Origin of the sequence: Hydrogenophaga sp. 5NK40-0174, from assembly GCF_040372165.1 — a bacterium.
GTDB lineage: Bacteria > Pseudomonadota > Gammaproteobacteria > Burkholderiales > Burkholderiaceae_C > Hydrogenophaga.
Map to the genome: position 1 here is coordinate 81,557 of NZ_BAABWG010000001.1, position 26,652 is coordinate 108,208.

Consider the following 26,652-nt stretch of genomic DNA (forward strand, 5'->3'; position numbering starts at 1 on the left):
GAACATGCATTCCTCAACCCTGAACCGTTTTCTCACTGTGGCTGCGTTTGGCATCGGCCTGTTCTGCATTCTGTGGATTGCCGCCGGGTTTGTCGGTCACAACGCTCTGGCACTGGTGCTGAGCCTGGCCATTGCCGTGGCGTACGGCTACGGCGCATGGGAGGTGAGCCGGTATCGCCGCGATACGCAGGCACTGAGCCAGGCCTTGAGTGGGGTCGCCGGGGAGGTGGAGGATCTGCGTGCATGGGTGGTGGGCTTGCCCGCCAAACTTCAAAACCCCGTGCGCGCGCGTATTGAAGGGGAGCGGGTGGCATTGCCTGGACTCACCCTGACGCCCTATCTGGTCGGGCTGCTGGTCATGCTGGGCATGCTGGGCACTTTCGTGGGCATGGTGCTGACTTTCAAGGGCGCTGTGTTCGCGCTGGAGGGGTCTGCGGATCTCGCGTCCATGCGCGCAGCTCTGGCTGAGCCCATCAAGGGCCTGGGTCTGTCATTTGGCACATCAGTGGCTGGGGTGGCTGCCTCCGCGGCACTTGGCCTGATGTCGGCGATGGCTCGCCGCGATCGCCAATTGGCAGTGCGATCGCTCGATGAACGCATTGCCAACGAGTTCAGGGGGCATTCAGCGGCCGCGCAACGCAAGGCGACCTTGCAGGCCATGAAGCAGCAGGCCGATGCCATGCCAGCGGTGGCAGAGCGGCTTCAGGCACTGATGGAGAAGATCGATGAGCGCAGCCAGGCACTGGAAGCCCGGCTGGTGGAGCAGCAGAGCCAGCTGCACTCGGAAACCTCGAGCGCATTCGAGCAACTGGCGAAATCGGTGGAGTCCTCTCTCAAGCATGCGCTGGAGGGGAGCGCGCGTGTCGCTGGCGAAAGCTTGCAGCCCGTGGTGAGCTCGGCGATGCAGTCGGTGGCCGCACAGTCGAAGGAGATGCAGGAACAGGTGGGCCATTCCGTTCGCTCGCAGCTCGCGGAACTGTCACAGCGCTTCGAACAATCGACATCCCGGGTGGCAGACCTGTGGCGAGAGGCTGTTGACCAGCAGGTGAGCGCCAACACTTCGACACAGGAAGCACTGAAGCAATCGCTCGCAGCCTTTGGACAGAAGTTTGATCAGGGTGCGGATGCGCTGGTCAAGGTACGCCTCGACTCGGAAACCCGTTGGCGAGATGAGCATGCCAGGCACCTGGAAGAGATGGTGCAACTGTGGCGAACGGAACTGTCCGCACTGCACGAGCAGGAGGCTGAGCGCAGCAGTGGCTTGGCTGAGCAGCAAACCCGCATGCAAGAGGCACTGGGGCAGAAGCTGCAGGCTGCGGTAGAGGCCATTTCCGAGTCGTCCCGTGCGCAATCGGCTCAAGTGGGAGATGAGGTCGGACGCCTTCTGTCCGAGTCAGAGGCTCTGGTACGGGCGCGCGCCGAGGCGGAAGCCGGCTGGCGTCAAGAGCACAGCCAGCGACTCGAGGCCATGGCGACACTCTGGCGCACCGAGATGTCTGCGCTGAGAAGCGAGGAAGCTGAGCGTAGCCTGGCTGCGGCCGACCGCCAGCTCAAGGCGCAGGAAATGCTGGGCGAGCAGTTGCAAGCCTTGCGGGCGGATGAGCAGGCACGAGGGGACGCCGCCGCTGCGCGACTGGGCGAGCTGCAGACTGCCGTGGCGGAGCACTTGTCCAGGCTTGGCGCCGCGCTGGAAGCACCCATGACGCGTTTGCTGGAGACGGCATCTGAAGCGCCGAAGGCTGCAGCAGAGGTGATCGGAAGGCTCCGTGAGGAGATGAGTCACCTCACTGAGCGCGACAACCAGGCACTGAAAGAGCGTGCGGAGCTGATGGGTCAGATCGGTCAATTGCTCGAGGGCGTCCAGCAGGCGACGGGAGAGCAGCGTGATGCCATCGAGTCACTGGTTGGATCGGCGTCCGGAGTCCTGGACCGAATCAGTCAGCAGTTCTCGCAAACCCTCGGCGCACAGGCAGAGCGATCAGAGGCATTGGCATCAGAGGTGGCAGTCAGTGCGACCGAGCTGAGCAGCCTGGGCGAGGCGTTCAACCGGGGCATCGAGCTCTTCAGCGGGACGAACGAGATGCTGGCCGACAAGTTGCAGCGAGTGGAGCAGGCCATCGGGCAATCGATGGCGCGCAGCGACGAGCAACTGGCGTACTACGTGGAGCAGGCACGCGAGGTGATCGATCTGAGCATCAGCGCGCAGCAGGGCATTGTGGAAGATCTGCGGTCTCTGCGGCAGTCGAGTCATGAAGCGGCGGGGAGCGCTGCATGACGGGCGAAGGGCAGGCCATGGTCGACGCGTTCGATGATGATGGCATCGAACAGACAGCGCCTGCTTGGGCTGTCTTCGGGGATCTGATGTCGGGCGTTGTCGGTGCGTTCGTGCTCATCTTCATTGCGGTGCTTGCGGTTCAAATGGATCTGGTGGCCAACCTGCAGGCGGAAATCGAGAAGCGCGAGCAGGAGCAAGCGCGGCGCGTTGCGCTGGAGAAGGCCCTGGCCGGCCCTTTGCAGAGTGGCAGGGTGACGCTGGAGAACGGGCGCATCGGCATCAGCGGCAACGTCCTCTTTGATCTCAACTCGGATGAGTTGCGGCCGGAAGGGCGGCAGTTGCTCAAATCGCTGGTGCCTGCGTTGCAGGTGTATCTGGCCAATCGGGATGAGATGCTGATGGTCAGTGGATTCACCGACGACCGGCCCATCCAGAAGGGCAACCTGCATTTTGTGGACAACCTTGAGCTCTCGGCACAGCGAGCGCTGAACGTGACGCGAGCACTGATGGAGGAGGGCATGCCGCGGTCACAAGTGTTCAGCGCCGCGTTTGGTGCCGAGCAGCCGGTGGCATCGAACGAATCTGCCGAAGGGCGGGCATTGAACCGGCGGGTCGAGATGGCGCCTGTGCCCACTGCGAAGCGCAGTGGGCCGGATGAGTGAGCCAATGCAACCGATGGAGCCGGTCGGGTCGGAGAGTTCTGTCATGGCAGACAATGCGCTGGCGGATGACCTGGCGCAATTGCGCCGTGAATCGGTAGCGGTACATGACCCCATGGGCTGGGCTTATCTGCAAGCCTTGGCTGCACGCTGGCAAGTGGCCTCTCCTGCAGTGAGGGCAGGGCTTCAGCCTCGTTGGACAGCTGCGGTCGGGCTGAGCCTGGAGCGCACCCGCAAGTCCCGAGAAGAGCGGCGCGCGCGCGTTTCGCATGGATCGCTCACCGCGGGTGGGCACGATGCGCGCGATGCGACATCGGCACTGGGAGTCCTGGCTCGCCATGCCCGGGCGGCCGCCATGCCAGCCGGTTCGGCATCCGATCAGAGACCTCTCCTGCGCAGTGCCGTACGTTTCCACGATATGTGGGCGCGCATGGGGGCAGAGCAGGATCTTGAGGAAGCTTTTGGTCGAGCGCCGGAGAACGCCGGGCCGCTCAACCCGCACATGCTGGTTCTCAAGACCTTGCGGCAAATGCAGTCGCTCTCCCCGGCGTACCTGCAGCGGTTCATGACCCAGGCCGAAGGTTTGCTGTGGCTGACAGAAGCCAGGCAGGAAAAGCGCCCCGCGACCACCAGAGGCAAGCCGCGTCCGTCGTCAAGAAAAACCCAGCAAGGTTGACGGGTGTTGACCTCAAGTATGAGGTGGCAGAACAACAGCGGCGGCACACACTGGTGCCCATTGCAGCGCAACAGGCAACCTTGCTCCAGTCCGGCGAAAGAAGAGTTTGCCTGGCGTTTCCGATGAAACACGGGCGTGCAGGCACGTTGAGCGTGGCGGGAAATTCTTCCATTGGTCGATTCGCGTCGCATCATGCGGCCAAGTCGTGCATTTGTACGCTTTCATCCGGTCCTTTGCATGTAGTGCTTTGGGCCCCTGGGGGGTAAGATTTCTCAGTATCTACATGAGAGTTCTGAGACGTCCTTCTTACCCGGCCTTTCCCGAGCCACCACTGCTGGTTGCGGCGAGAAGCCATATGGCCAGCCAGCTGGCCTTGCTTGCCGCCATGTTTGCGGTGGGCCTGTTCATGTACGAACGTCTGGCCGGCTACGCCTTTGATGTGGACAGCTATCTGAGCATCGGTGTGGCGGTCATGGGCGTTTCGAGCTGGGTCTTGCTCAAGCGCCGGCATTACTCGATCGTGGCGTGGTTGCTGGTGGCCAGCCTGTGCGCTGCTGGCCTTGTCTCCGCTGTCTTCTACGGCTCTGTCCGAACCGTCAACATCGTGCTTGTCGTAGTGGCGCAGGTCGGCGTCGGCATATTTTTCGGCACCAGAACACTGGCGCTCAGCACTGCAGTGGCCATCATGGCGGTGGGTTTGCTGACCTGGGCAGAGGCGCAGGGAATGCTGGGTGCTCGGCCCGGGTTCGAAGTGGGATGGCGCACCTGGTTGACTCATCTGGTCAGTCTGGCCGGCACGGCCGTCATGATGCAACTCAATCGCACCCAGGTGGCCACTGCCCAGGCCATGCAAATCAAGGAAGCGGAGCAAAGACTGCAGACCCAGATCGATAGAGACCTTGGGCTAGAGCGGTTTCAGCGCTTCTTCCAGAAGAACTCCACGCCGTTCTTCATTCAGGCCAAGTCGTCTGGGGCCATCGTCGATGTGAACCCGGCTTTCGAGGCGGTGACGGGCTATCGGCGCGACCATCTGATTGACAAGCGCGATGGACACCTCTGGTTGCATGACGAGCAACATGCGGCCTATACAGCGGCCCGGCGAAGCCGGAAGCGGACAGGCTGGATGCCAGTGACGCTTGTGACAAGGGATGGCCGCCGCATTCCCCTGATGGTCAGCAGCGAACGCGACGAAGACAGGGATGAGGGCGTGGTGATTGGCGCCCTGCGAACCTGTGAAGAGGGCTTGGCACAGGCGCTCAAGGGAGTGGCAGCCGCCGCACAATAGCGCCATGTCCGAGACACACCCACTCGACGAGCCCGGAGACATCCGGCGAGAACACAGCCTGCGTCATCAGCGTAGCCTGGGATGGCTGTTGCTGATGATGATGGTCGGCATGTTCTGCATGGCCACTGTGGATCATGTGTCGGCGCCGGAAGGCATGTCCCGGGCACCGATATCCCTGACCATGGCTTTGGCGGCCTTCGCCGCCTATGTGTTGTTTCGCACCGGGAGGCTGCGATGGGTCATCCCGGTCATGTTGGTGAGTGTCATGGGGGTCACGGGTTGGGCCGTTGGCAGCTATGGCTCCGTCAGGGCAGCATCGACCATGGGCGCCTTTGGTGTGATCGTGCTGGCGGGAACTTACCTCAGTCAGCGTGCCCTGATCGCGACGACCCTGGCCAGCGCACTGATGCTGGGCGTTCTCACCTGGGCTGAGAATGAGGGCAGGCTGCCACCGGCGGATCTGTTGCCGGATACGCGCTATTTCGCCATGGTGGCTGTGATTCTGATGCTGACCGCGGTCATTCTGTGGCATTCGCGACGAGCCACCGAGGAAGCGCATTACAGGCGGCTGAGCCAGATGGAAGACAGGCTGCGCCTCGAACATGAGCGCGACCGCTCGCTCAGGCGTTTTCGCCACATCTTTCACATGAATCCGGCGCCGTCCCTGATTCAGTCTGCCAGTACGCTGAACATTCTCGACGTCAACTCGGCCTTTGAGCGGTTTCTTGGCTTCGCAGAAAACAGCCTCGTCGGCAACCCGGTCAAAGCCCTGTGGGTTGACCCCGCCAACTGGCTGGCGCACAGCGAAGTCCTGTTTGACAAAGGGCGTTCGGGCTGGCGCAAGGAGCGCTGGCGCCATGCTGACGGTGCCGAAGTCGAATTGATGGTTTACAGCGAGATCGTCGAAGACCCGAAGGGACTTCTGGTCTTGACGACCATTGCGTCGATGGACGATGCACCTGACTGCCTGCCCGGCAGGGATGGCAGCGAGCCGCTGGACATGCAGGCTACTGGCGAATCCGACGCCCTGTCTTGAAGACCCACCAGACCACGGTCAGGCAGATGAGCATGAAGACAACGGTCATGCCGGTACTGACGCCAATGTGCACATCCGCTGTGCCAAAGAAGCTCCAGCGGAACCCGCTGATCAGGTAGACCACAGGGTTGATGAGGGAGACCTTCTGCCAGAAGGGTGGCAGCATGTTGATGCTGTAGAACGCGCCGCCGAGGAATGTCAGTGGTGTGACCACCAGCAGCGGAATGATCTGCAGTTTCTGGAAGTTGTCGGCCCACAGCCCGATGATGAATCCGAAAAGACTGAAGGTGGCTGCGGTGAGCATCAGATAGCCAACCATCCAGACCGGATGCGCAATGTGATACGGCACGAAAAAACGGGCAGTGATCAGAATGAGCAAGCCGATCATCATGGATTTGGTGGCTGCCGCACCCACATAGCCCAGTACCACTTCAATCCAGCTCACTGGTGCCGACAGCAGCTCGTAGATGGTGCCTGACCACTTCGGCATGTAGATGCCGAAAGCTGCGTTGGAGATGCTCTCGGAGAGCAGCGAGAGCATGATCAGTCCGGGAATGATGAAAGCACCATAGTCGACGCCATCGATGTCGCCCATGCGTGAGCCGATGGCGGTGCCGAAGACGATGAAATACAGCGATGTTGAGAGCACGGGCGAGAGAATGCTCTGCGCCAGCGTGCGAAAGGTGCGCGCCATTTCGAACTTGTAGATGGCTCGCACGCCAAAAAGATTGAGTCCTGTCATGATGCCGATCTCCCGGTTGTTGCCTGGTCTCCAGGAGCGCGTTGCGGTTTGTGCACCAGATTCACAAAAATCTCCTCGAGCGAACTTTCGCTGGAGTGCAGGTCCTTGAATGCAATGCCCTGGGCAGACATTGCAGCGAGCAGCTCGGCAATGCCTGTGTCTTCCTTCTGGCCGTCGAATGTGTAGGTCAGGGTCAGGCCATCGTCCGATCGGTCCAGCTGCCAGGGGGCCAGAGCCTCGGGAATCGCTTCCAGTGGCTGGCCCAGGCTCATGGCCAGCTGCTTCTTGCCCAGCTGCCGCATGAGTTTTTCCTTTTCCTCGACCACGATCAGCTCACCCTGACGGATGACCCCGATGCGGTCCGCCATGTCCTCGGCCTCTTCGATGTAGTGGGTGGTGAGGATGATGGTGGTGCCTTGTTCTCGCAGCTCTCGCACCAGGCGCCACATGTCATGGCGCAACTCGACGTCGACCCCCGCGGTGGGCTCGTCCAGAAACAGGATGCTGGGCTCATGGGAGAGCGCCTTGGCAATCAGGACCCTGCGTTTCATGCCGCCCGAGAGCTGCATGATCTTGCTGTCCTTCTTGTCCCAGAGTGAGAGGCTCTTGAGAACTTTCTCGATGTGGGCAGGGTTGGCCGGCTTTCCAAAGAGGCCACGGCTGAAACTCACAGTGGCCCAGACAGTCTCGAAAGCGTCTGTGCTCAGTTCCTGTGGCACCAGACCGATCGCCGAACGCGCCTTGCGATAGTCCTTGACCGTGTCGTGCCCGTCGGCAATGACAGTTCCGCCGCTTGCGTTGACCATGCCGCAGACAATGCTGATCAGTGTGGTTTTCCCTGCGCCGTTGGGGCCGAGAAGGGCAAATATCTCGCCACGTTGAATGTCGAGATCGACGCCCTTGAGTGCCTGGAATCCGTTGCTGTAGGTCTTGGTCAGACCTCGCAGGCGGAGAATGACATCGTTGCCCGGCGGCATGGACTGGCCTGACGCGGGATTTGCGTATGGTGAAGACATGACTGAGTGAATGAGGGTTCGCTGCCAGCCAGCCCTTGTGAGGTCGGCTGTCAAGGGTAGCGCCTGGAAACATGGCGCTGGCGGTGCTGGCCTATTGTGGGCCCGTGCTGGCAATGCTGAGGACCAAAAGGTTATTGCGCCTGTGGCAGTCGCTGACGCGAAGGGCGGGACTTGCCAACTGGCACGACGTTTTGCACAATACTGTACCAATATACAGTATTCAGCAAACCATGGCCAGAGCTTATGCAAAGCACGCGTTGAACGGGTCTTCTTCGTCGGTGGAAGTGGCCATTCCCTTGCCTGCGTTGAAGGGGCGAGGCGTCTCGCACCGGCATGCCCATCGCTTCGAGCTTGACGCCAGGTCGGCCTTCGACGACGGATGGGGCAGCCTCGATGAGACATGCCTGGCAGGCGACGATCGCCCACGGGTCGACACGGTGGTTACCTGGGAGACCGCCAGGTCTGCCATCACACGCAACCAGTCTCCTGACATTGGATTCAACCTTGGTCTCAATCCCTATAGGGGCTGTGAGCACGGCTGCAGCTATTGCTACGCCCGTCCCAGCCACAGCTACCTGGGCATGTCGCCCGGCCTGGACTTTGAGACGCGCTTGGTGGCCAAGCAGAACATCGCGGAAGTGCTGGCAGCGGAGTTGCAGCGTTCGGCTTACAGGCCCGACATGATCGCTCTGGGCACGGTGACGGATGCCTATCAGCCGGTGGAGCGCGAATTGAGGTTGACGCGCGGCGTCATGGAAGTGATGCACCGGAGTTCCCACCCAGTGGGTATCGTGACAAAAGGCAGCGGTGTCGAACGTGACCTGGACCTGCTGGCGCCCATGGCCGAGCAAGGTCTTTGCGCGGTGTATGTCACCATCACCACGCTCGATGCACGCCTGGCTCGCATTCTGGAGCCTCGTGCTGCCGCACCTCACCGGCGCCTGCGAACCATCCGCGCGCTGGCCGAAGCCGGTGTACCGGTGGGCGTGAGTGTTTCGCCCCAGATCCCCTTCATCAACGACGACATGGAGCAAGTCTTGCAGGCCGCTGCCGAGGCCGGCGCATCCCGTGCGTTCTATCAGGTTCTGCGCCTGCCATGGGAACTGGCGCCCATTTTCAGGCAGTGGCTGGAGCAGCATTACCCCGATCGTGCAGAACGTGTGATGTCGCGCATACAGGACATGCGGGGAGGGCAGGACTACGATGCCGATTTTTCCACTCGCATGAAGGGTTCCGGTGTCTGGTCAGATTTGTTGCGGCAACGCTTTCACAAGGCGTGTGCGCGACTGGGCATGAGTGCCCGGCAGAGCCAGACGCGGAGCGAACTCAATACCGCGCTTTTCAATCCGAAGAACCTGGGGCGTCAAGCGCAACTGTTCTGAATCTGCGTCAATCGGTGTTTTCTCGGGAAATTAGAATGATCGAGCGCTGGCAACAGTGCAGTCAATCAAAATAAAATTTGGGAGGAATCCAGGATGCAACGCTTCTTGCATTTTTTTCGCGCGAGCCTGACTGTTGCTTGCGTTTCGCTTGTGGTCAACCTGGGGGTGGCTGACCGCATTGCCCGTTCGGCAGGCATCGAGATGCAGATTCCTTTTACCTCTGCTTATGTCGCCAAGGACGGTGGGCCCACTTCACTGATGGAGGTCGTGCCTCCGTATCGGTTGTATATCGACGACCTGGGGCCGAAGAATTATTACTACACGAAGCGCGGCACAGGGGATGCCACGAAAGCCTGGGTGATCTATGAGGTCACAGGGGTGACGATGGACGACAGCTCCATCGGCAATGTGGATCTCACTGTCTCCGTTTCCCACGATGAGGTGTCGATCGCGAAAAAAGAAATCCTCCGGTTTCTGGTCTTTGAAATGAAACCCAATCCTGTGAGGCTAGGCGGTGCCATGGAGTTTCAGAACTTCTTGTCACACCACCACAATCAATGGCTCTATCTGAAAGCCAGGGATATGCTGGGCGAGGCTGGCTACAAAACGTTTTATGACCGGTTGATAGAGCCTGGCGCGAATGTGCGCGCGCTGTTTGTGCGCGAGTACGAATTGCATGTCGATCCGGAGACCGGAAAGCCTGTCGATGGACGGCTTGAGTTCCTGATCAACTTTCACAAGCCCGACAACTTTGTTCCACTCACCGTCAAAGTCGACGTGACGACCAACAAGGAAGATCTTGACCGCCTTTTCGACAGAGCTGAAGATGGGTCTTACAGCCACCGGGCGCATGAAACCGACCCTTGGTACAAGCGCTACAAGCCGGTACTCATCCTGATGCTGATCATCGGATCGTTTGTTGCGCTTCGCGCCGTCGTTGGGCGAACACGGTAGCTTCTATTCAGCCGGATCGGTCAGCGCGTTCGGTGAGGAGGCGCTCTGCCTCCTCCCGCCAGTGATGCAAGGCCTCGTAAAAGCCTTCCCACACGCAGCCATTGCAGCCGCGCTCGCAGCAGGTGGTGGGCTCTGGCGGCGGTGGGCGCAAGGTGGCGTCCAGGTCCACGATGCCCTTCTCGCGTTGCGCTCTGCCTCGCAGGTGGGCTATCAGGGCGTGTGCGGTGGCGAGGTCGGCAAGCGGCACCTGCATGACTGAATAGCGCTGAAATCTGGGCTGGACCTTGCCTTCGAAATCAGCAGTCTCGGCAAACATGCCTGCCGGCCTGACCCATAGCCCGAACTCGCCATACAGCGCGCGGTAGAGCACCATGGCCCGCAAGGTTTCGCTGCACCGCACGGTGTCGATCACCTCGTACCAGCCACCCTTGTAATGGCGATACAGCCCGGTCTGAATTCCGGTCAGCTGGGGGAGGTCACTGTCTGAAGGAGGACGTGAGGTGGGCATGCGTGCGCTAGTGGATTTCCGCGGAATGAGGTGACAGGGTGGGGTGTGGCAGAGGGGGCGCAGCACCCGGAGATGAGCTCGTGCAGCCCTGGTCCCATGCATGTCGCCAGGCGGGCAGCGACCGTGAAGGGTCCTCGCCAAGTCCCCTGACAACGCATCCCCCCTGAGCACCCGATGCAGCGATAGCGCGCATCTGGTCGGGCTCGAGCACGCCGCCTATGCCTACCACAGGTGCCGGGGCCATGTAGGCCCACCAGGCCAGGTTTCTCAATCCTTGTGGCACCCAGGGCATGTCTTTGGTGGTGGTGGGCCATACAGGGCCACAGGCGATCAGCTCAGGACTGATGCTGGCTGCACGGCACAGTTCCCACAGGCTGTGAGAGCTGACACCTATCTGAACGCCGTGCGAGGCCCGGGCGGACTCCAGCGCCTGCCAGTCGTCGCGGGTGAGTGCAAGCAGGTCTTCCTGCCCCAGGTGGAGGGCCTTGGCGCCGCACGCCAGCGCAGTTCGCCAGTGGTCGTTGATGACCAGACAAGCGCTGCTTGTGCTGGCCGCAGCAATGGCGGACTCAATCTCATTCTTGAGCTGCTCCTGCCAGGAGGGGTCGTCCGCTGCCATGTCTGCCGGGCGCTTCATGCGCAGCTGAACCGTATGGGCGCCGTTTCTGACCTGCATGACGGCTTGGGCCTGCTCTGCCGTGCCAACGATAGCGTACAGGCCGGGCGATCGTGGCGAAGGTGCCGGCGGACGCCATGACTGGGGCATATCCTGCCCGATCGACAGCCGGGGCAGCAGGCCGCTGTCGGTACCGAAGCCGCCCCTGGCAATCACCGGGCCCGCACCCATGCCGACGGGTCGAGCATGGCGGATGGCGTGCATGGTCGCCATCTTGGCCAGCACGGCGGCATCGGCAGCCACAAACCCCATGGCCATGGCAGCGGCCACGGACGAGGCAAACGTGCAGCCTGTTCCGTGGTTGTGCGCGATGGCGCGGCGTCTGAGGTACAGCCAGCCTTTTGCGTGCGGTGTTTCGAGCCAGTCGCAGGCCAGGTCGGGTGACAGCTTTTCGTCGTCTCCCCCCGTCACGACGGCAGACTGCGCGCCTAACGCGCACAAATGCGCCGCCAGCTCCCGCGCACAGGCGTCTTCCGCCAGTCCAGTGAGTATCTGGGCTTCGCGGCGGGTTGGCGTGATCACGTCGCACAGAGGCACGAGTGCCTCCCGGTAGGCACGAACGAGTGCATCGTCGGCCAGTGATGCCCCCGTGCTTGCACGCAGAACAGGGTCCACCACCAGCTTGACCGGGTGATTTGAATGTCTGAACTTTTGTACCCAGTGGGCCACCCGGCGCGCATTCTCGGCGCTGCCGAGCATGCCTGTCTTGATGACAACAGGAAGCATGTCCTCGGCCAATGCCCGCAATTGCGCATCCAGCATGGCTGGCTCGGTGGCTTCAATCCGCTGGACGGCTTTGGTGCTTTGTGCGGTGACAGCCGCGACCACTGTGCAAGCGTGCACGCCAAAGGCGTCGGCTGCACGCTGATCGGCCGCCAGGCCTGCGCCGCCGCCACTGTCAATGCCGGCAATGCACCAGATCACAGGCGTCGGGATGGAGGAGGGCTTCGTCATGGCAGTGAATGGTACAGCCAGATGCTGACGGCTTGTGCGTCCTCTCCGGCGTTCATTCAACCAGCCATTTGGTCAATCGATCAGGAACGGCTGTCCACCGACGGGTGTGCTCGCCACAGCCATGTCTTGTGCGGCCATGACCCCCGCCTCGAATGCGGCGCGGCCTGCTCGAATGGCCAGGTCAAACGCACTTGCCATGCGAACCGGATCAACGGCCTGGCTGACGGCCGAGTTGAGCAACACCGCATCAAAGCCCAATTCCATGGCCTGGGCAGCGTGGCTGGGTGCGCCAATGCCGGCATCCACCACCAGCGGCACATCAGGTAAACGGGCTCGCAAGGTGCGAAGGGCAAACGGGTTGATCAGGCCCTGGCCCGAGCCGATGGGCGCCCCCCACGGCATGAGGACTTCACAGCCGACATCGAGCAGCCGCTGGCAGGTGATCAGGTCGTCGGTGCAGTAGGGAAAAACAGCAAAGCCGTCCTTGATCAGCTGCTCCGCCGCTTCCACCGTGCCCCAAGGGTCTGGCTGCAAGGTGTGTTCGTCCCCCACGACTTCGAGCTTGAGCCAATGGGTGCCGTACAGCTCACGCGACATGTGGGCCAGTGTGATCGCCTCGCGGGCGGTGCGACAGCCGGCGGTGTTGGGCAGAAGGCGTGCCCCTTGCGACTTCATCGCTTGCTGAATGATGTGGATGAAACCGTTGTCACCGCCTTCGCTGCCTGCGAGGGAACGCTTGAGCCCCACGGTCACGACCTGTGTCTGGCAGGCAGCGATGCTGTCGGCCAAGGATTGGGGTGAAGGGTAGCCCGCGGTCCCCAGCAAGAAGCGCGATTGCAGTTCAATGCCATAGGGCGCCCAGCAGGACGGTCTTTGGGATGCGAAGGAAGTGGTGTTCATCTCGTCAATGTTGTGAACAGGGGGCTAGCCGCCGACGATGGCCTCAAAGGTCATGACCTGGTCGCCTGGTTGCACCCAGGTGCTTTCGCGGGCTTCACGCTGAACAAAGGCGCCGTTGATCGCAGTGGCCACCCGTTCGGGAAGAAACCCTTGCTTCGCCAGCACGGTGGCCAGGCTGATCTCGGGCGTCCATGGCAGGGATGAGCCGTTGAGTTGGAAGGTCGGCGCGGTGGGCATTTCAGGCATGGGTGGGTTCCTGACGAGCGTGGGTGTCGAGTGAGGGCAGTGCTTGCTGTAAGGCGCGTTCTGCCAGGGCGGGCGCCAGCAACCAGCCGTGGCGGAAAAGACCATTGATTCGCAGCAAGCCGTCTTCGCATTGAATGCGTGGCTCGTTGTCTGGCAGGGCGGGGCGCAAGTTGGACTCCATGTGGACAATGCGCGACTCGGCCAGTTCTGGCAGAACACTGTGTGCCGCGGCCATCAGTTCCACGGCCGTGCGCAAGCTGACAGGCGAGCGGTCTTCGCTTTCAATCTCGCTGGCCCCGACCACGATGAGGTCACCAGGTCTGGGCACGATGTAAACGCGATGGCGTGGGTGAAGCAGCCGGATGGGTCGCTGCAGCCGCACACCCGGCGCGTGCAGCCAGATCACCTCGCCGCGCACGCCGCGCAGGGCCAGTTCTGGCCTGGCGCCCAGGCCGCGCACGTCGATCGCCACGTCAAACGAATGTTCTTCGCCTGTAACCATGCGCACAGTGCGCGGCCCGACTGCTGCCGCCGAATGCTGCCATTGCCAGTTCACGTTGTGGGCTGTCTGTGCCAAAGTCACCAGCATGTCCCGGCTCATCACTTGTGCTTCGCCCGGGAGATGCCAGGCGTGCAGACCGGGCGCCACGGCGGGTTCGAGCTTGTGCAATGCCTCGCGGTTGAGTGGCTCTGGCGAGGGGAAGCTTGCTGTTTCTTCAGGGGCTGCTTCCAGTCGCGCCAACACGCGTCGCGCGGCGCCCAGGTCGGCGCCGTGCGCCACCATGAGGCTCCCTTCCTGAACAAACAGGCGCGGCTCAAACCCTCCTGCGTGGAGGGTGTCGGCCACCTCTTTCCAGAGCGCGATGGACCGCCAGCCCAGCCGCGCGATGGCAGGCCCGGCATTGTCCAGCTCGGCCAGCGGGCTGAGCATGCCGGCGGCGGTGAAACCGGCGGCATGCTCAGCGCGGCCATTGATTGCGCCTGTACGAGGGGCTTCAGGCCCACTGGCCGGGTCAAACACCGTCACCTGGTGACCGGCGCGCGACAACTGCCAGGCCAGCAAGCGGCCGAGCACGCCTGCGCCGGCAATGCCAATGCTCAGGGGGCCAGCTTGTGCCATCGCCTCAGGCCTTCTGGTTGCCAACCGATTCCAGCGGCACGTAAAACTCCCCGCCGGCGGCCTTGAACTCCGCCGACTTTTCGGCCATGCCACGGGCGAGGGCATCGCTCTCGCTCACCCCTTGCTGTTCTGCATAGTCGCGCACGTCTTGCGTGATCTTCATCGAGCAGAACTTGGGGCCACACATGGAGCAGAAATGCGCCTCCTTGCTGGAGTCTTTGGGCAAGGTTTCGTCGTGGTATTCCTCGGCGGTTTGCGGGTCCAGGCCCAGGGAAAACTGGTCGCGCCAGCGGAATTCGAAGCGGGCCTTGCTCATGGCATCGTCGCGCGCGCGCTGGCCCGGGTGACCTTTCGCCACGTCGGCGGCGTGGGCGGCGATCTTGTACGCAATGATCCCTTGCTTCACGTCGTCTCGGTCGGGCAGGCCGAGGTGTTCCTTGGGCGTGACGTAGCACAACATGGCCGTGCCCATCCAGCCGATCATGGCCGCACCAATGGCTGATGCAATGTGGTCGTAGCCCGGTGCAATGTCGATGGTCAGTGGGCCGAGTGTGTAGAAGGGCGCTTCCTGGCAATGCTTGAGCTGCTCGTCCATGTTGGCCTGAATCATGTGCATGGGCACATGGCCAGGGCCTTCGATCATGGTCTGCACGTCGTGCTTCCAGGCGATCTGCGTGAGCTCGCCCAGCGTGCGCAGTTCAGCGAACTGCGCTTCGTCATTCGCGTCGGCGCCGCTGCCCGGGCGCAGGCCATCGCCCAGCGAAAAGGTCACGTCGTAGGCCTTCATGATCTCGCAAATCTCGTCGAAGTGCGTGTACAGGAAGTTTTCCTTGTGGTGCGTGATCATCCACTTGGCCAGGATGGAGCCGCCGCGCGAGACGATGCCAGTGCGGCGCTTGGTCGTCATCGGGATGAAAGGCAAGCGCACGCCAGCGTGGATGGTGAAATAGTCCACCCCTTGCTCGGCCTGCTCGATGAGCGTGTCGCGGATGATTTCCCATGAGAGGTCTTCGGCCACGCCGCCCACCTTTTCCAGCGCCTGGTAAATCGGCACGGTGCCGATGGGCACGGGAGAGTTGCGGATAATCCAGTCGCGAGTGGTGTGGATGTTCTTGCCGGTGGACAGATCCATCACGGTGTCGCCACCCCAGCGGATGGACCACACCAGCTTCTCCACTTCCTCTTCAATCGACGAGGTGACAGCCGAGTTGCCGATGTTTGCGTTGATCTTCACCAGAAAGTTGCGGCCGATGATCATTGGCTCCACTTCGGGGTGGTTGATGTTGGCCGGAATCACCGCACGGCCGCGTGCCACTTCGTCGCGCACGAACTCGGGGGTGATGATGTCCGGAATGCGGGCTCCCATGGCGTTGCCCTTCAGGCGCGCCTCGCGCTCGGCGTCGCCCAGGTATTCCTGCATCCACTCGCGTTTGCCGTTCTCGCGGATGGCGATGTATTCCATCTCGGGCGTGATGATGCCTTGGCGCGCATAGTGCATCTGCGAGACGTTCTGGCCGCTCTTGGCACGGCGCGGCGTCCGCTGCAGGTTGGCGGCTTCGGCGCGAAGGGCTTCGATGCGGGCGTCTGCCACATCTTCACCGTTCGGACCGTGTTTGCCGCCGTCGTCCAGGGCCACGCGTTCGCGGCCGGTGTAGGTCTCGGTGTCGCCACGCGCTTCAATCCACGCGCCGCGAACGCTGGCCAGGCCCTGGCGCACATTGATGTGGACCGTCGGGTCCGTGTAGGGGCCGGAGGTGTCGTACACCGTGACGGCTTCGCCATTGGTGAGCGAGATCTCGCGCATGGGCACCTGTACACCGGCTTGCGCGCCCTGCACATGGACCTTGCGGGACTGAGGGAAGGGCTCGCGGGTGAGCGAGAGCAGTTGCTGCAGCTTGTCGTCGGGGGCGTTCATGTCGGCGGTCTCCTGTTCCGTGCTGTGCCCGCCGTGCAAACAACGGGCGTAAAAAAAGCTGTTGCGATAAACCAATCGAACAGCTCCGGAGGACCGCCGTGATGGGTGGAGAGTGTCTTGGGTCCAGGCTCTGGTGCGGACGGACAGTGAGGTTCGCAGATGCGAAGCAAGGTGCAATCACCGGTCTTTGTCCGCCATCAGAGTTCGGGGCCAAACCTCCCGCCTCATCAAGGCATGCGCTCTTCTTTCGCCGGTATTAGCCGGATCAAGTTCACGGGTTCGGTGTGATCACCATCTCAGCGCCAGACCAGACTCTCGCAGGTTTTTTCCTGGAAGAAGCGGGCCCTTGCACCCCGGAGCAAGCCGCCAGTGTAGCGGCATTCGTCATGGATGTGAACTCCGGGGTATGGCATGGGACCTGTTTGGCTCGGGTTGACCCGTCGCAACAAACCCTTGATCAGCGTGAATTCCTACTGTGAAAAACGCAACCTGAATGGCGCAGTGTCAGCCGCGCAAAGCGCAATGACCGCTACGCTCTTTCATATGGCTCGCGCCAAAAGTGCCGGCCTCGATTCAGCGAAATCCACCATTTCCAAGTCAGGGTAATCCAATGAAAAAGTCCAAAGTCCCTTCAGCCCTTAGCAGGCGCTCTTTCGCCGGCTGGATGGCCGCCTCAGCGCTGGGTGCGCCCGCCATCGTCAGTGCACAGTCCTCCAATCGCATCGTTCTGGGTCAGTCGGCAGCGTTCACGGGTCCGGCCGCTCAGCTGGGCATTCAGTTCAATGCTGGCGCCACGCTGTTTTTTGATCAGGTCAATGCGCAAGGTGGCGTCAACGGGCAGAAGATCAGCATCGCCCGGCTCGATGATGGCTACGAGCCTGACCGGTGCGCCGCCAACACCGAGCGCCTGATCAAGGACGACGTGTTTGCATTGTTTGGCTACATTGGTACGCCGACCAGCCTGGCCGCCATGCCCATTCTCACCAAGGCCCAGGTGCCGTTTATTGCGCCGTTCACAGGGGCCATGGGGTTGCGCGACCCGTTCAACCGCCTGGCATTCCACATGAGAGCTTCATACAACGACGAGACCGAGCTCATCGTTCGACAGTTGACCCATCTGGGCCTGAACAAGGTGGCCGTGTTTCACCAGAACGACTCGTATGGCAAGGCAGGCCTGGACGGCGTGACCAAGGCCCTGGCTGACCGAAAGCTCAAGCCTGTTGCAACAGGAACCGTCGAGCGCAACTCGGTGGATGTGGCGGCCGCCGTGAAGGACATCGTTGCATCCAAGCCCAATGCGGTGGTGCAGATCAGTGCATACAAATCCTGTGCAGCTTTCATTCGCGAAGCGAGAAAGGCTGGCTACGGTGGCACGTTCTACAACGTGTCTTTTGTGGGTGCGCAGGCACTCTCGGATGAGCTTGGCAAAGAGGCGGCCGGCATTGTCGTGACGCAGGTCGTGCCATCGCCCTTCAGTGCCTCGAAGGCCATCAGCCGAGATTTCCACGCCGCCATTGCAAAGTCTGGCGGAAAGGTGCAGGCCAACTACTCCAGCATGGAAGGGTTCATGGCCGCACGGCTGTTTGTGGAGGGCCTGAAGAAAGCAGGGGGACGTCCGACGCGAGAGTCCCTGATTGCCGGACTGGAGGCATTGCAGACCTTCTCGCTGGGCGGCTTCAACATGTCGTTCGACAGCTCGGACCATGTGGCCACCAACTTTGTCGAGGTCTCCATGCTGACCGGGGATGGGCGAGTCCGGGTCTGATGAATGCGTCGACCCGCTTCTGATGCGGGCCGACTTCCCTGGCTTAGCTTGTGTTGAACATTCGCTCAATGTTCACGCACAACGCCTCGGTCGGTTGCTGCTTGTCGAAGTGGCGCGAGGCGATCACGCAGTTGGTCGGCATGTCCTGGGAAGAGAGCAGCTTTCCGATCGCCTGGGTCAGGTTGCGCGGTGTGAGTTTGTGTGCCGACATGACCAGGCCGGCACCTTGCTCGGCAGCGCGTGAACCATTGTCGTATTGGTCCCACCCGAAGGCCGTGACCAGTTGAGGTGTCGCAGCGCGCAGGGCCTCCGCTGTGGTGCCCACCCCGCCATGGTGGATGATCGCTTTGCACCGCGGCAGCAGGGCCGATAGCGAGGCGTAGGACTCCCAGTGAATATTGGCAGGCAGGTCGTCCGGCACCTGGGCACGCTCTTGCGTGAGAAAGATGGCGCGCGCTCCCAGTGTCTTGGTGGCCTGGACAGCACACTTGAACATATGCTTGGCCTTGGGGTGTACAACACCTGAGCCAGAACAGAACACCAGTGGTTCTGAGCCGCTGGAGAGGAAGCTGCGAAGCCGGTCGGGTAGCGCGATGTCCTCATCCGGCGGGCGCAGCTGAAAGTCGCCGGAAACCAGTGGCTTTGGCCAGTCTGGCATGGTGGGGGCAAACCACTGCGGAAACAGGGTGACGGTGAAGTCCGGGGCGCTCTCGATGTGCGTCAGAAACGACGAGGCCATGGGGGGGAGTTGCAGGATCTTTCGCACAGCGTCCACCCGTTGGACCCCGGTGGGGTCGACTTTTCTGGTCTCGATCAGGCGCCACAGCGCTTTGCGCCAGACGACAGGGACCCACTTTGGAACGATGTGATCTCCAATCCGCATGGGGTGGTGACAGGTGCGCAGTGTGGAGGGCGAGAGGTAGACCGATGCCACCTTCTCAATGTGACCCAGCTCTTCGGCCATCATGGCGGCGGGCACGGCGAAGGGGTAGGCCAGGGCCATGGCCGGACCGTCTTCAGTGGCCTGACGGATCGCCTCGACCATTTGCAGCAACTGCTCCTTGTAGTCACGCATGACGGACTCGAACCCTCTGCTGGGGTGCCAAAGATCAGGGTCGGTGATAAAGCGCCGGTAGTCTTCGTCGGTGCCAATGCCGATGTACTCGATTCCGGAGCCTTCGAGCAGCCGCGAATGGTAGGCGTTGGTGATCAGCGTGGCTCGGCGCCCCATTCGTGTGAGCATCTTGGCGATGCGCATGAACGGAAAGACGTCACCGAAGGTGCCAACGGTGATCAGGACGTAGTGCTGGTCAGAAGGCCCGTGCATGTGCGCTCGCTGGCAAAGGTGCTGTCACCGCATCAGTGACATCTGTCGTGAAGCTCCCTGCCGAGGGATGCCGGAACTGATTGAACGCGATCATCTGGACGCTACACCCTTGTTGGTTTGTTGTATTGATTATCGGTAGCCATCGACCCCGGCCTGCCCGACACCCTCCCTGGTCTGGCAGGTCGCCCAAGTGAAGTCCCTGGGCAGTCTGAAAGCCGAAGACAGCTTAACTGCAGCTTCGGTGGTCGTCCAGAGCATATCGCTCACAGAGTGGCGGGCATATCGGAGAAATGCATGTGGCAGATGCGCCAGCGGGCATGGACCTGCGTGGCAACGACAGTCATGCGCACTGTTGGCCTCTCAGTGTGTTGGCGGTAACGCACCCGCGCGGTGATCACCAATGTTTGCTCAGGCGGGCTGCCAGCCAGGTGTGGATGGAGATGTTCGATATCCAGCCCGCCGATGGGCTCACCAGATGCAAAGAAGGTTTCGAGCTGCTGCAGGTGTTCGTCCAGGCTGCTGGCGTCGCATCCGGCATGGTTGTCGAAGTAGCTGAACTGCCCACCGGCATCCTCCACGTAGATGCTTCTGAGCGTGGCCAGGTCTCGCGCCATGAAAGCGCGGTTGTAGCTGGTGATCAGTTGGCGAGCTGCGTTTGAGGCAGTGTCAGTGTCAGACATGGTGGAGATGCTCGTCGCACCGGGGAGGATGAAACGCAGGCGAAGACGTCACGGGAGGCTGTCTCTTTTGTGACTATTTTGCCTATAAGAAGGCAGCATTGCGGGTTCTGCCGGATTCCTTCCTGCTGTGCTTTGATTGAATGTAGCCATTGGATATTCTGGATTTTGAGCCTGCAATAGCCCTTTGCGGCTATTGCAGCGTCATGGACGGTTGATGTCGAGTTGGCGGGTCTGTGGCGTTGGTGACTTCATTTCATCGAGGAGGCGTGTGATGTCGAAGGCAAAGCAGAAGTTGGTAGCACCGCAGAGCAAGCAGACCGGCGCAGCGTCGGGCGCCATCATGACCCTGATCGGCGTGCTGGTGTTCACGCTGGTGGCCATGTTCAATGCGTATCAGGGCGTCTACGGCGGCTGGTCATTCAAGGAAATGTTCCTGGTGATGCTGGCAGTGTTCATTGCCCTGTATGTGGGTGGAACCGTCAAGCTTTCCAGGCAGCACTGAAGCAGCGTTGCCCCCCGTTTGGTGGTTTTTTTGTTGCCCGTGCAGAGGCGGGGCAGGGGCGAAAAACCGGGGTTTGCCCACACAGGCTGTGTCCAAGCCTGTGGACAAGTGCGTGAACAAGCCCTGAAAGCGGCATGACCACTGGCCTGCGCTGGGGTGCCTGTTCTTTGGGCAGTTTGTACGCTGATGCAGGGCAGGAATCCTGACTTTCACGATCACATGGGCAACAGCACTGAGATGGTTCAGCGGATGCTCGGCTTGCAAACCGACAGTGCACTGCGGCGAGCGTCAAGTGCCCGTGGGTGGATGGTGGCAGCGTGCTGGGTGTTGCTTGCCGCGGTTGTGTGGTGGCTGGTGTATCCGAATGGACCAGCAGGAGACATGCGACGCCCGGCTCTGATGCCCAGCGACGGTGATGGGACTGGAGGCGCTGCCCTGGTGGCTGTCGTGGATGCGGTTTGGGCCATCCTGCCCTATCTGTTGTGCTTGCTGGGGCTGCGAGCTGTGTTGCGGTGCTTTGTTGCCCGCCACCGGATTGGCCTTTCGTCTGCCGCTGAGGAGCCTCTCCCGGCGGAAGGTGCGCCAGGTCGCGGGGACAGGGCAGATGCTCAAGACAGACACGTCGGCGTCGCCAGGCGTCGATGGCAGGCTGGCCGCCATCGGTCAGTCAGGTTTGACGTGGTCAGTTACAGGCTGATCGGCACGAATGCTGGCACTCATCTGTCGGGCTCCGCACCAGTGGATTGGGTGGTCTCACTCTCCAATGGTGCAAGAGCGTTCTTCTCTGAGTCTGGTGGCCGATATGTCTGGTATCGACCCCTGGGGCGCAAGCAGGGGTTGTGCCGCTTCGAGGCATGGGCAACAGGCCATGAGGTCAGGCATCGGGGCGCTGCCTATCGCGTCACCCAATGTTGGCGCAGCCCCTTGCCTGTTCCTCTCGACCAGGCTGCCGGCGCTGGCAGTTCCTCCGGGACGGATGCGACGGAGGCCTGGGTGCTGCTGGAAGGGCCTGGCGGCCAGTGGCTGCGCCTTGGCTATGCGGATGGCGCAGACCCCGTGATCTGGGAGGGCGAGGCCGTGTCAGCGGAAAGCCTGGAGTTGCGCTGACGCGCCGTCAGCCGACCAGTTGTGCGCTGAGCATCTTCACTTCTTCTCTCAGCGATGCGTTCTCCGCTTCGAGTTCGACGATGCGTTGGCGCAAGGCGGTGATCTCTGCCGTGTCATCTGCACCTGACGTGGTGTCGGCTTCGTTGACAGCCTCTTTCGGAGGTTTGCGCCGGGACTCTCGTACGCGCTTGACCACTTGCTTGAGCTCTTCCACCCCGGCTTGGGCGGCCGCCTTCTGTTCCTGCTCCGGCAGGCTGGCCACGACGGCGGCCGCGTTGATGGAGATGTCTCCCGACTTCACTGCAGCTTCCACCTCGGGCGTGGCCTGCTTGCGGATTTTCTCGATCAGGCCGACCTGATTGGCAGAAATGCGTGCGGCGCGGGCGATGTCCTCTCTGGTTTGCAGAGCCTTTTCATTGGGCTTGTCGCCAGCCTGAGCTCCGTCTTCAGGCGTGGAGCTGCCGTCTTCTGCCGGCTGACGGTCCACCTTGGCGCGAGCGCGGCGCTCGGCTTCGATCTCACGCTTGCGCAATGCCAGGACACCGCGTTGGTAGTCCGAGACGCTGCGTCTGCCCAGGTGCTGGTTGATCATCCAGAGATGCACGTCCTCCATGGATTGAAAGTGCGAGTTCTGGATGGTGTTGAACGGCAGGCCATGCTTCTGGCAGATGGCGTACCGATTGTGTCCATCGACCAGTACGTCTCCCCACAGGATCAGCGAATCACGGCAGCCTTCAGCCAGAATGCTGCGCTCCAGGGCGTCGTATTCGTCTGCCGTGAGAGGGTCGATATAGGCTTTGAGATCTTCGTTGACAACGATGTTCATGCGGCTGGAAGAGCTAGGAAGAAGAAGGAGACAGCGAAAAAAAGGGGCCCTATTTTCGCCCATTTGAAAGCCCCGGCAACTGAACGCCCCGGGGCGGGTCTTTTTCGTCTCTCTCCCTCTCTCTTTTCTTTCCTTTCCTTTCCTTTCCTCTGTTCTCAGCCGCTCTCGATGTCGATCCAGACCGGGTTGCTGGCCAGGCCCCTCGATTCGACAAAAAACCAGCCGCTGCGTGCCCCTTCCGGCACCTGTACCTTCATGAACCGGGCCGGCTGTCCTGCCCAGGTGTTGGCTGGCTCGTCTGGCGCACAACTGCCAGGGTTGCGGCACGCCTGGTCATCGGTGCGAACTGTCACTACCTGTCCTGAGAACTGCACTTTGGGCAGGGCGTGGTCGGCAGGGCGAAAGACAAGGCGCGGCTCGGTCATCCAGCGCAGACTCAGCCTTGAGCCGACGACCAGGATCCAGTCGCCCGGCCTGGCCCAGTACTCGCTGCGTGGAGGCAGGCCTTGTTCGTCACGCCTGGCCGAACGCCAGAAACCTTCCTGTGGTACCCAGCGCCAAACCTCTTCTATGCGGGGAAATGGATGCAGCACGTTGCGCGTGACCCTGCCATAGCGTATGAAATCCTCAAAGGTCTGGCCAGGCGGGCCGCTGTGCGTCCAGCGCAATGCCAGGCGCTCCTGCTCTGTCATGCCACCATCATCAGGGAAAGGCTGGCCCATCAGCCTGTCCCCCGCGAAACTGTGCGCCAGTCCCAGGACGTGCCCTAACTCATGCTCCATGGTGGTGATCGCTGAGCGGTTATCGGCGAAGCCTCCCAGCCATTGGCTGCTGAGGTCCAGCAAACCTCCGGAGATGCGTGCCCCCTGCTTCTCAGCGTCTTGGGCGTTGCCGGAGCAGCTGCCATCGGGCAATGCGCGGTAGGGGATGCCTCTCGGCGAGGTGAAGCTCACAACAATGAGCTGGCACCGCTCGTCTGCGGTGGGTACTGTTGTTCGAAAGTTGGCTCTGAAGCCTGGCAAAAGACGTGGCACCATCTCGCGGAGCAAGGCCATGGCATCTGCCTCGCCTTGTGTGCCGCGCGCACTGGTCTCGAACCAGAACGTAGGGGAGCGCATCAGTCGACTTGTTCCCCGGAGGTAGAGCCCATCCTCCCTGTCATGTGCCCCAAGCGCTGACTCCACGAAGGTCTCCTGCATCGGCAACGGGAAGTCGTAGCCACCATCGCCGTGCATGGCGCCGATATCGTTCCGGCTTCCGTCAAGGTCGGCAAACCGGGAAGAGGGGTCGCCAGCGTCCCTGGCTGCGGATGTGGCCTCGAGCCGGTAGTCATCCATCGCGGTATCAACGAAGCCAGGGGCATGCTCCAGCGAGAAGGGCAGGAGAGTGCTGGAGAAACCGTAGTTGAGGCGGTTGCCCCAGAACAGGTTGTAGCCCCCTGTGGGTCTTGACCGATCGGTAGACAGCCCCATGCTGTTGTCCACAATGATGTTGTTGCGGATGTCTGGCGTCGACAGTTCGACATGGATACCTTGACTGTGGTGGCGGTCAGTCTTGCCCAGGTTGCCCAGAATGGTGTTGTTGTGAATGCGCGCAGTGCAGCCTGCCAAAGCTGCAATGCCGCCGTCGCCACGGTTGCCCCGAATGATGTTGCGGCGGATATCTGCAGAGACCGGCCCCTTGCACAGCACGCCAGTTTCCCCACCGGTGACGGTAAAGCCTTCGAGTATCGAGTCCACAGCCATTTCCACGGCGGGTGCCCGGGCAGCGCGGTTCGCACCTCCGTCGATGATGGCGGCCCCCGTCTGGCGAGAGAGAAGATGTACTCCCTCCTTCAAGACCACATTTTCCCTGTAACGACCGGGCGCCACATGGATGGTGGTGCCGCTGACCGACCAGCGCATGGCCTTGTCGATGCTGCGAAAGGGTCGGTCCATGGTCCCCGCTTCCGGTCCGGTATGGCCTGCATCGACATAGAGCTCGGGGATTTCGCAGGCAGAGAGCAAGAGACATGCGGTCAAAGCCGTCAAGCCGGCCAACCATCGGTCTGTCATGCGGGGCTCCTTTGCTGCATTGCGTTGCATTGAGTTGCGTGTCGCGGACCCGCCCTGGCCAGATGAGGCTGCGGGCTGAGCGCTCGCTCAATGCGGATTGTGGGTGCGACGCAGCAGAGGGTCTACCCGCCAGTTGGGGGGTAGCAAGGTGGCGCGGAGGCGTGCTTCAGTCGAAGACGGAGCCTGTCACACGCCGGCGTGTCCGCAGCCTGACTGTTCGCTGAAAGAACAGGCTGTTGGGGATGCGCAGGAAAGTCGGCTCGGTCCCTTCCGGCGCTCCGTCTGGCAGATCTTCCTGCAAGGTGGTGTAGATCAGGGTGATATCCAGCACCCGTCCGCCCACGCCTTCATGCTCCCCGCCTTCGAGTATTTCCACCTTGTCATTCAGGCCGAAAGGTCTTGTGGTGTAGATCAGGACGGCGCAGAAGATGTTGGACAAGACGCTCCATGCGGCAAAGAAGGCTACCGTGGCCACTGCAGCGAAGCCGGTGAACGCGGTCCAGATGACGGTGCCCGAGACGCCCGCCCTTTCCAGAATCCAGAGAATGGCGGCGCCGAACAGCAGGATTGTCACCAGTCTTCGGGTGCCCACGGTCAGTTCGGGCGGCAAATCCTTTTCACGGCCAATCTTGTTGATGGTCCGATGGATGAGCCATCGCACGAACAAGGTCAGCAAGATGATGAGCAGTGCCTGCAGGCCGATGCTGATGACGTCGATCCAGGCGTGCGCCCACAGAGGGAGATGATCTTTCAAACGAATCATGGGAGGGAGGGTGGTCTTTCTGGACTTGCTTTCGTTCCCATGATTGTGACCCGGGTTGGCAGACCTTGCGTTGTGACAGGTATGCCATTGGCCGGATCAGGTGCGCTGAACATGTGCGTCAACACCACGGCGTGGGGCTGGCCCGATGATCGGGCCCTTGCCCAGGCGCGTCCACATCTGAATCGTGTGCGAGGGCTGGCGCAGGCCGAGCAGGTCTCGCATGGCATTGAACGGCCCTTTTTGTTCCGGGTATTCCTGCAATGCCTGCTGAAGCGGCTGCATGCTCAACCCTGTCGCAGTGGCGGCCAGTTGGGCGCGCACATAAGCGCGGCCGGCCATGAACTGGGTTGACCGGGTGTTGTCCTTTGTGACCATCCAGTAGAAGCCGGGTGTGGCGTCCATCTTGCTGTTGAAGTCGTCAAGCTGGGACTTGACAGCGTAACTGTCGGGGTCCGGCGCCTGCGAGCGGTCAAACAGGCCCAGGCCGGAGAGGGCGCGCAGCATGGGTTCGTTGTTGCTGATCCCGTCACGGTGCTCTGCAATTTCCGTGGGGCCGACGCGCATGAGGCGATAGGACTCCAGCAAGGTGCGCGGTGTGGTGACTTCGATTTTCCAGGCATCCTTGGCAATTTGCCGGTGCGCCTGAAGTTGGGCGCTGTTGGCAGGATCGGTGAAGCCTGTCGCAATCGGCAAGCCAGCCGTCGCACCCCGAATGCGCTCCATGGCAGTTGCGCTTGGCGGCGTGGCCTCGTAAGCTTCCCGGTTGGTGCGTCGGTTGAAGATGTGGGCAAACAGAGGGTCTGGCCTGACCGTGTCATCCTGGACGAGCCGAATGCGGGCGGTCGGGCGAGAGTCCGGCCCGGATGCGTCAAACTCGCCGGCGGGAAAGACCTCCACATCAGCACGATGACCTTGTTCGCGGGCCGCCATGTCCAGCAGTTCAACAAAGGTGCCCTGGCTCATCACCATCTGACGGCCAAACGGGTCGGTCTGGGGCAGCAGGCGTGTCAGATCGAGGTGGAGAACGATGGTGTCGGGTTCACTCAGGTCCACAATCCACGACTGCAGATTGTGTGAGTGGGGCGCCAGGATGGCATGCGACAGCACGTAGCGGCGCAAGTCTCCATTGAAAGGGGCTGGCACCCAGGCAGCCACCGCTTCAGCCGGCATGTCACTGCTGCAGGCAGCCATGGGCGCAACGGCGGCGACGATGGTTCCTCCTCCGAGGACGCGAAGAATCTGACGACGGTTCATGTGTGGCTCCTTGTGGTCTTTGAGGATCTC

At 61.6% G+C, this 26,652-nt stretch carries 24 protein-coding genes and 1 pseudogene; 10 read left to right on the forward strand and 15 right to left on the reverse strand.

Annotated elements, in window-relative coordinates:
• The first annotated feature begins 4 nt into the window (after positions 1-4).
• From ABWV89_RS00355 to ABWV89_RS00375, 5 genes are all read left to right on the forward strand, one after another.
• A complete protein-coding gene (locus ABWV89_RS00355; RefSeq protein ID WP_353393122.1) occupies positions 5-2,275 on the forward strand; it encodes a DUF802 domain-containing protein in 2,271 nt (756 codons plus the stop codon).
• On the forward strand, positions 2,272-2,937 hold the full coding sequence (locus tag ABWV89_RS00360; protein WP_353393124.1) for an OmpA family protein: 666 nt from the start codon (positions 2,272-2,274) through the stop codon (positions 2,935-2,937). The genes ABWV89_RS00355 and ABWV89_RS00360 overlap by 4 nt, the downstream gene beginning before the upstream one ends.
• A 43-nt stretch (positions 2,938-2,980) precedes the next feature.
• Entirely contained in the window at positions 2,981-3,610 is a 630-nt protein-coding gene (locus tag ABWV89_RS00365; protein ID WP_353393126.1) for a DUF2894 domain-containing protein, read from the forward strand.
• A 283-nt stretch (positions 3,611-3,893) separates the two neighbouring features.
• The gene (locus ABWV89_RS00370) at positions 3,894-4,895 is read left to right on the forward strand and encodes a PAS domain S-box protein (protein ID WP_353393128.1); all 1,002 of its coding nucleotides are present in this window, start codon (positions 3,894-3,896) and stop codon (positions 4,893-4,895) included.
• 4 nt (positions 4,896-4,899) lie between these two features.
• The gene (locus ABWV89_RS00375) at positions 4,900-5,931 is read left to right on the forward strand and encodes a PAS domain S-box protein (RefSeq protein WP_353393130.1); all 1,032 of its coding nucleotides are present in this window, start codon (positions 4,900-4,902) and stop codon (positions 5,929-5,931) included.
• On the opposite strand, the gene ABWV89_RS00380 is transcribed toward ABWV89_RS00375, so the two are convergent.
• Both ABWV89_RS00380 and ABWV89_RS00385 read right to left on the reverse strand, forming a co-directional pair.
• Positions 5,903-6,673, reverse strand: coding sequence for an ABC transporter permease (locus ABWV89_RS00380; RefSeq protein WP_353393132.1), 771 nt, complete (start codon positions 6,671-6,673; stop codon positions 5,903-5,905). The genes ABWV89_RS00375 and ABWV89_RS00380 overlap by 29 nt on opposite strands.
• A complete protein-coding gene (locus ABWV89_RS00385) occupies positions 6,670-7,689 on the reverse strand; it encodes an ABC transporter ATP-binding protein (RefSeq protein WP_502903109.1) in 1,020 nt (339 codons plus the stop codon). The genes ABWV89_RS00380 and ABWV89_RS00385 overlap by 4 nt, the downstream gene beginning before the upstream one ends.
• 230 nt (positions 7,690-7,919) lie before the next feature.
• On the opposite strand from ABWV89_RS00385, the gene ABWV89_RS00390 reads away from it, so the two are divergent.
• Complete coding sequence (locus ABWV89_RS00390) at positions 7,920-9,071, forward strand: PA0069 family radical SAM protein (RefSeq protein WP_353393134.1); 1,152 nt, start codon at positions 7,920-7,922, stop codon at positions 9,069-9,071.
• 165 nt (positions 9,072-9,236) lie between these two features.
• The gene (locus ABWV89_RS00395) at positions 9,237-10,025 is read left to right on the forward strand and encodes a hypothetical protein (RefSeq protein WP_353393136.1); all 789 of its coding nucleotides are present in this window, start codon (positions 9,237-9,239) and stop codon (positions 10,023-10,025) included.
• A 7-nt stretch (positions 10,026-10,032) separates the two neighbouring features.
• Here the strand turns inward: ABWV89_RS00395 and ABWV89_RS00400 are convergent, their stop codons facing one another.
• The 7 genes and pseudogenes from ABWV89_RS00400 to thiC all read right to left on the reverse strand — a co-directional run bounded on the left by ABWV89_RS00400 (position 10,033) and on the right by thiC (position 16,344).
• Positions 10,033-10,278 (reverse strand): oxidoreductase-like domain-containing protein, encoded by a 246-nt coding sequence (locus tag ABWV89_RS00400; protein WP_353395107.1) that lies wholly within the window; start codon positions 10,276-10,278, stop codon positions 10,033-10,035.
• A 9-nt stretch (positions 10,279-10,287) separates the two neighbouring features.
• Positions 10,288-10,533: pseudogene (locus ABWV89_RS00405) on the reverse strand (DUF1653 domain-containing protein); the annotation flags it as partial.
• A 7-nt stretch (positions 10,534-10,540) separates the two neighbouring features.
• The gene (locus ABWV89_RS00410) at positions 10,541-12,163 is read right to left on the reverse strand and encodes a PfkB family carbohydrate kinase (protein ID WP_353393138.1); all 1,623 of its coding nucleotides are present in this window, start codon (positions 12,161-12,163) and stop codon (positions 10,541-10,543) included.
• A gap of 72 nt (positions 12,164-12,235) precedes the next feature.
• Complete coding sequence (locus ABWV89_RS00415) at positions 12,236-13,063, reverse strand: thiazole synthase (RefSeq protein WP_353393140.1); 828 nt, start codon at positions 13,061-13,063, stop codon at positions 12,236-12,238.
• 24 nt (positions 13,064-13,087) lie between these two features.
• Entirely contained in the window at positions 13,088-13,309 is a 222-nt protein-coding gene (gene thiS, locus ABWV89_RS00420) for a sulfur carrier protein ThiS (protein WP_353393142.1), read from the reverse strand.
• A complete protein-coding gene (locus ABWV89_RS00425) occupies positions 13,302-14,429 on the reverse strand; it encodes an FAD-dependent oxidoreductase (RefSeq protein WP_353393144.1) in 1,128 nt (375 codons plus the stop codon). The genes thiS and ABWV89_RS00425 overlap by 8 nt, the downstream gene beginning before the upstream one ends.
• 4 nt (positions 14,430-14,433) lie before the next feature.
• Entirely contained in the window at positions 14,434-16,344 is a 1,911-nt protein-coding gene (thiC, locus tag ABWV89_RS00430; RefSeq protein WP_353393146.1) for a phosphomethylpyrimidine synthase ThiC, read from the reverse strand.
• Between the two features lie 610 nt (positions 16,345-16,954).
• Between thiC and ABWV89_RS00435 the strand changes: the two genes are divergently transcribed.
• On the forward strand, positions 16,955-18,109 hold the full coding sequence (locus ABWV89_RS00435; RefSeq protein WP_353393148.1) for an ABC transporter substrate-binding protein: 1,155 nt from the start codon (positions 16,955-16,957) through the stop codon (positions 18,107-18,109).
• 43 nt (positions 18,110-18,152) lie between these two features.
• Here ABWV89_RS00435 and ABWV89_RS00440 read toward each other — a convergent pair whose 3' ends face one another.
• Together ABWV89_RS00440 and ABWV89_RS00445 are read right to left on the reverse strand one after the other, a co-directional pair.
• Positions 18,153-19,436 (reverse strand): glycosyltransferase, encoded by a 1,284-nt coding sequence (locus tag ABWV89_RS00440; protein ID WP_353393150.1) that lies wholly within the window; start codon positions 19,434-19,436, stop codon positions 18,153-18,155.
• A gap of 263 nt (positions 19,437-19,699) precedes the next feature.
• On the reverse strand, positions 19,700-20,116 hold the full coding sequence (locus tag ABWV89_RS00445; protein WP_353393152.1) for a YybH family protein: 417 nt from the start codon (positions 20,114-20,116) through the stop codon (positions 19,700-19,702).
• A 271-nt stretch (positions 20,117-20,387) separates the two neighbouring features.
• On the opposite strand from ABWV89_RS00445, the gene ABWV89_RS00450 reads away from it, so the two are divergent.
• Together ABWV89_RS00450 and ABWV89_RS00455 are read left to right on the forward strand one after the other, a co-directional pair.
• The gene (locus ABWV89_RS00450) at positions 20,388-20,618 is read left to right on the forward strand and encodes a hypothetical protein (protein ID WP_353393154.1); all 231 of its coding nucleotides are present in this window, start codon (positions 20,388-20,390) and stop codon (positions 20,616-20,618) included.
• Positions 20,619-20,837: 219 nt separating this feature from the next.
• On the forward strand, positions 20,838-21,725 hold the full coding sequence (locus ABWV89_RS00455; protein WP_353393156.1) for a hypothetical protein: 888 nt from the start codon (positions 20,838-20,840) through the stop codon (positions 21,723-21,725).
• Positions 21,726-21,732: 7 nt separating this feature from the next.
• Here the strand turns inward: ABWV89_RS00455 and ABWV89_RS00460 are convergent, their stop codons facing one another.
• The 4 genes from ABWV89_RS00460 to ABWV89_RS00475 form a co-directional block, all read right to left on the reverse strand.
• Complete coding sequence (locus ABWV89_RS00460; protein ID WP_353393158.1) at positions 21,733-22,551, reverse strand: plasmid replication/partition related protein; 819 nt, start codon at positions 22,549-22,551, stop codon at positions 21,733-21,735.
• Between the two features lie 155 nt (positions 22,552-22,706).
• Positions 22,707-24,605 (reverse strand): DUF1565 domain-containing protein, encoded by a 1,899-nt coding sequence (locus ABWV89_RS00465; RefSeq protein ID WP_353393159.1) that lies wholly within the window; start codon positions 24,603-24,605, stop codon positions 22,707-22,709.
• Positions 24,606-24,771: 166 nt separating this feature from the next.
• Complete coding sequence (locus ABWV89_RS00470) at positions 24,772-25,368, reverse strand: mechanosensitive ion channel domain-containing protein (RefSeq protein ID WP_353393162.1); 597 nt, start codon at positions 25,366-25,368, stop codon at positions 24,772-24,774.
• Between the two features lie 96 nt (positions 25,369-25,464).
• On the reverse strand, positions 25,465-26,622 hold the full coding sequence (locus ABWV89_RS00475) for an Acg family FMN-binding oxidoreductase (RefSeq protein ID WP_353393164.1): 1,158 nt from the start codon (positions 26,620-26,622) through the stop codon (positions 25,465-25,467).
• Positions 26,623-26,652: the final 30 nt, after the last annotated feature.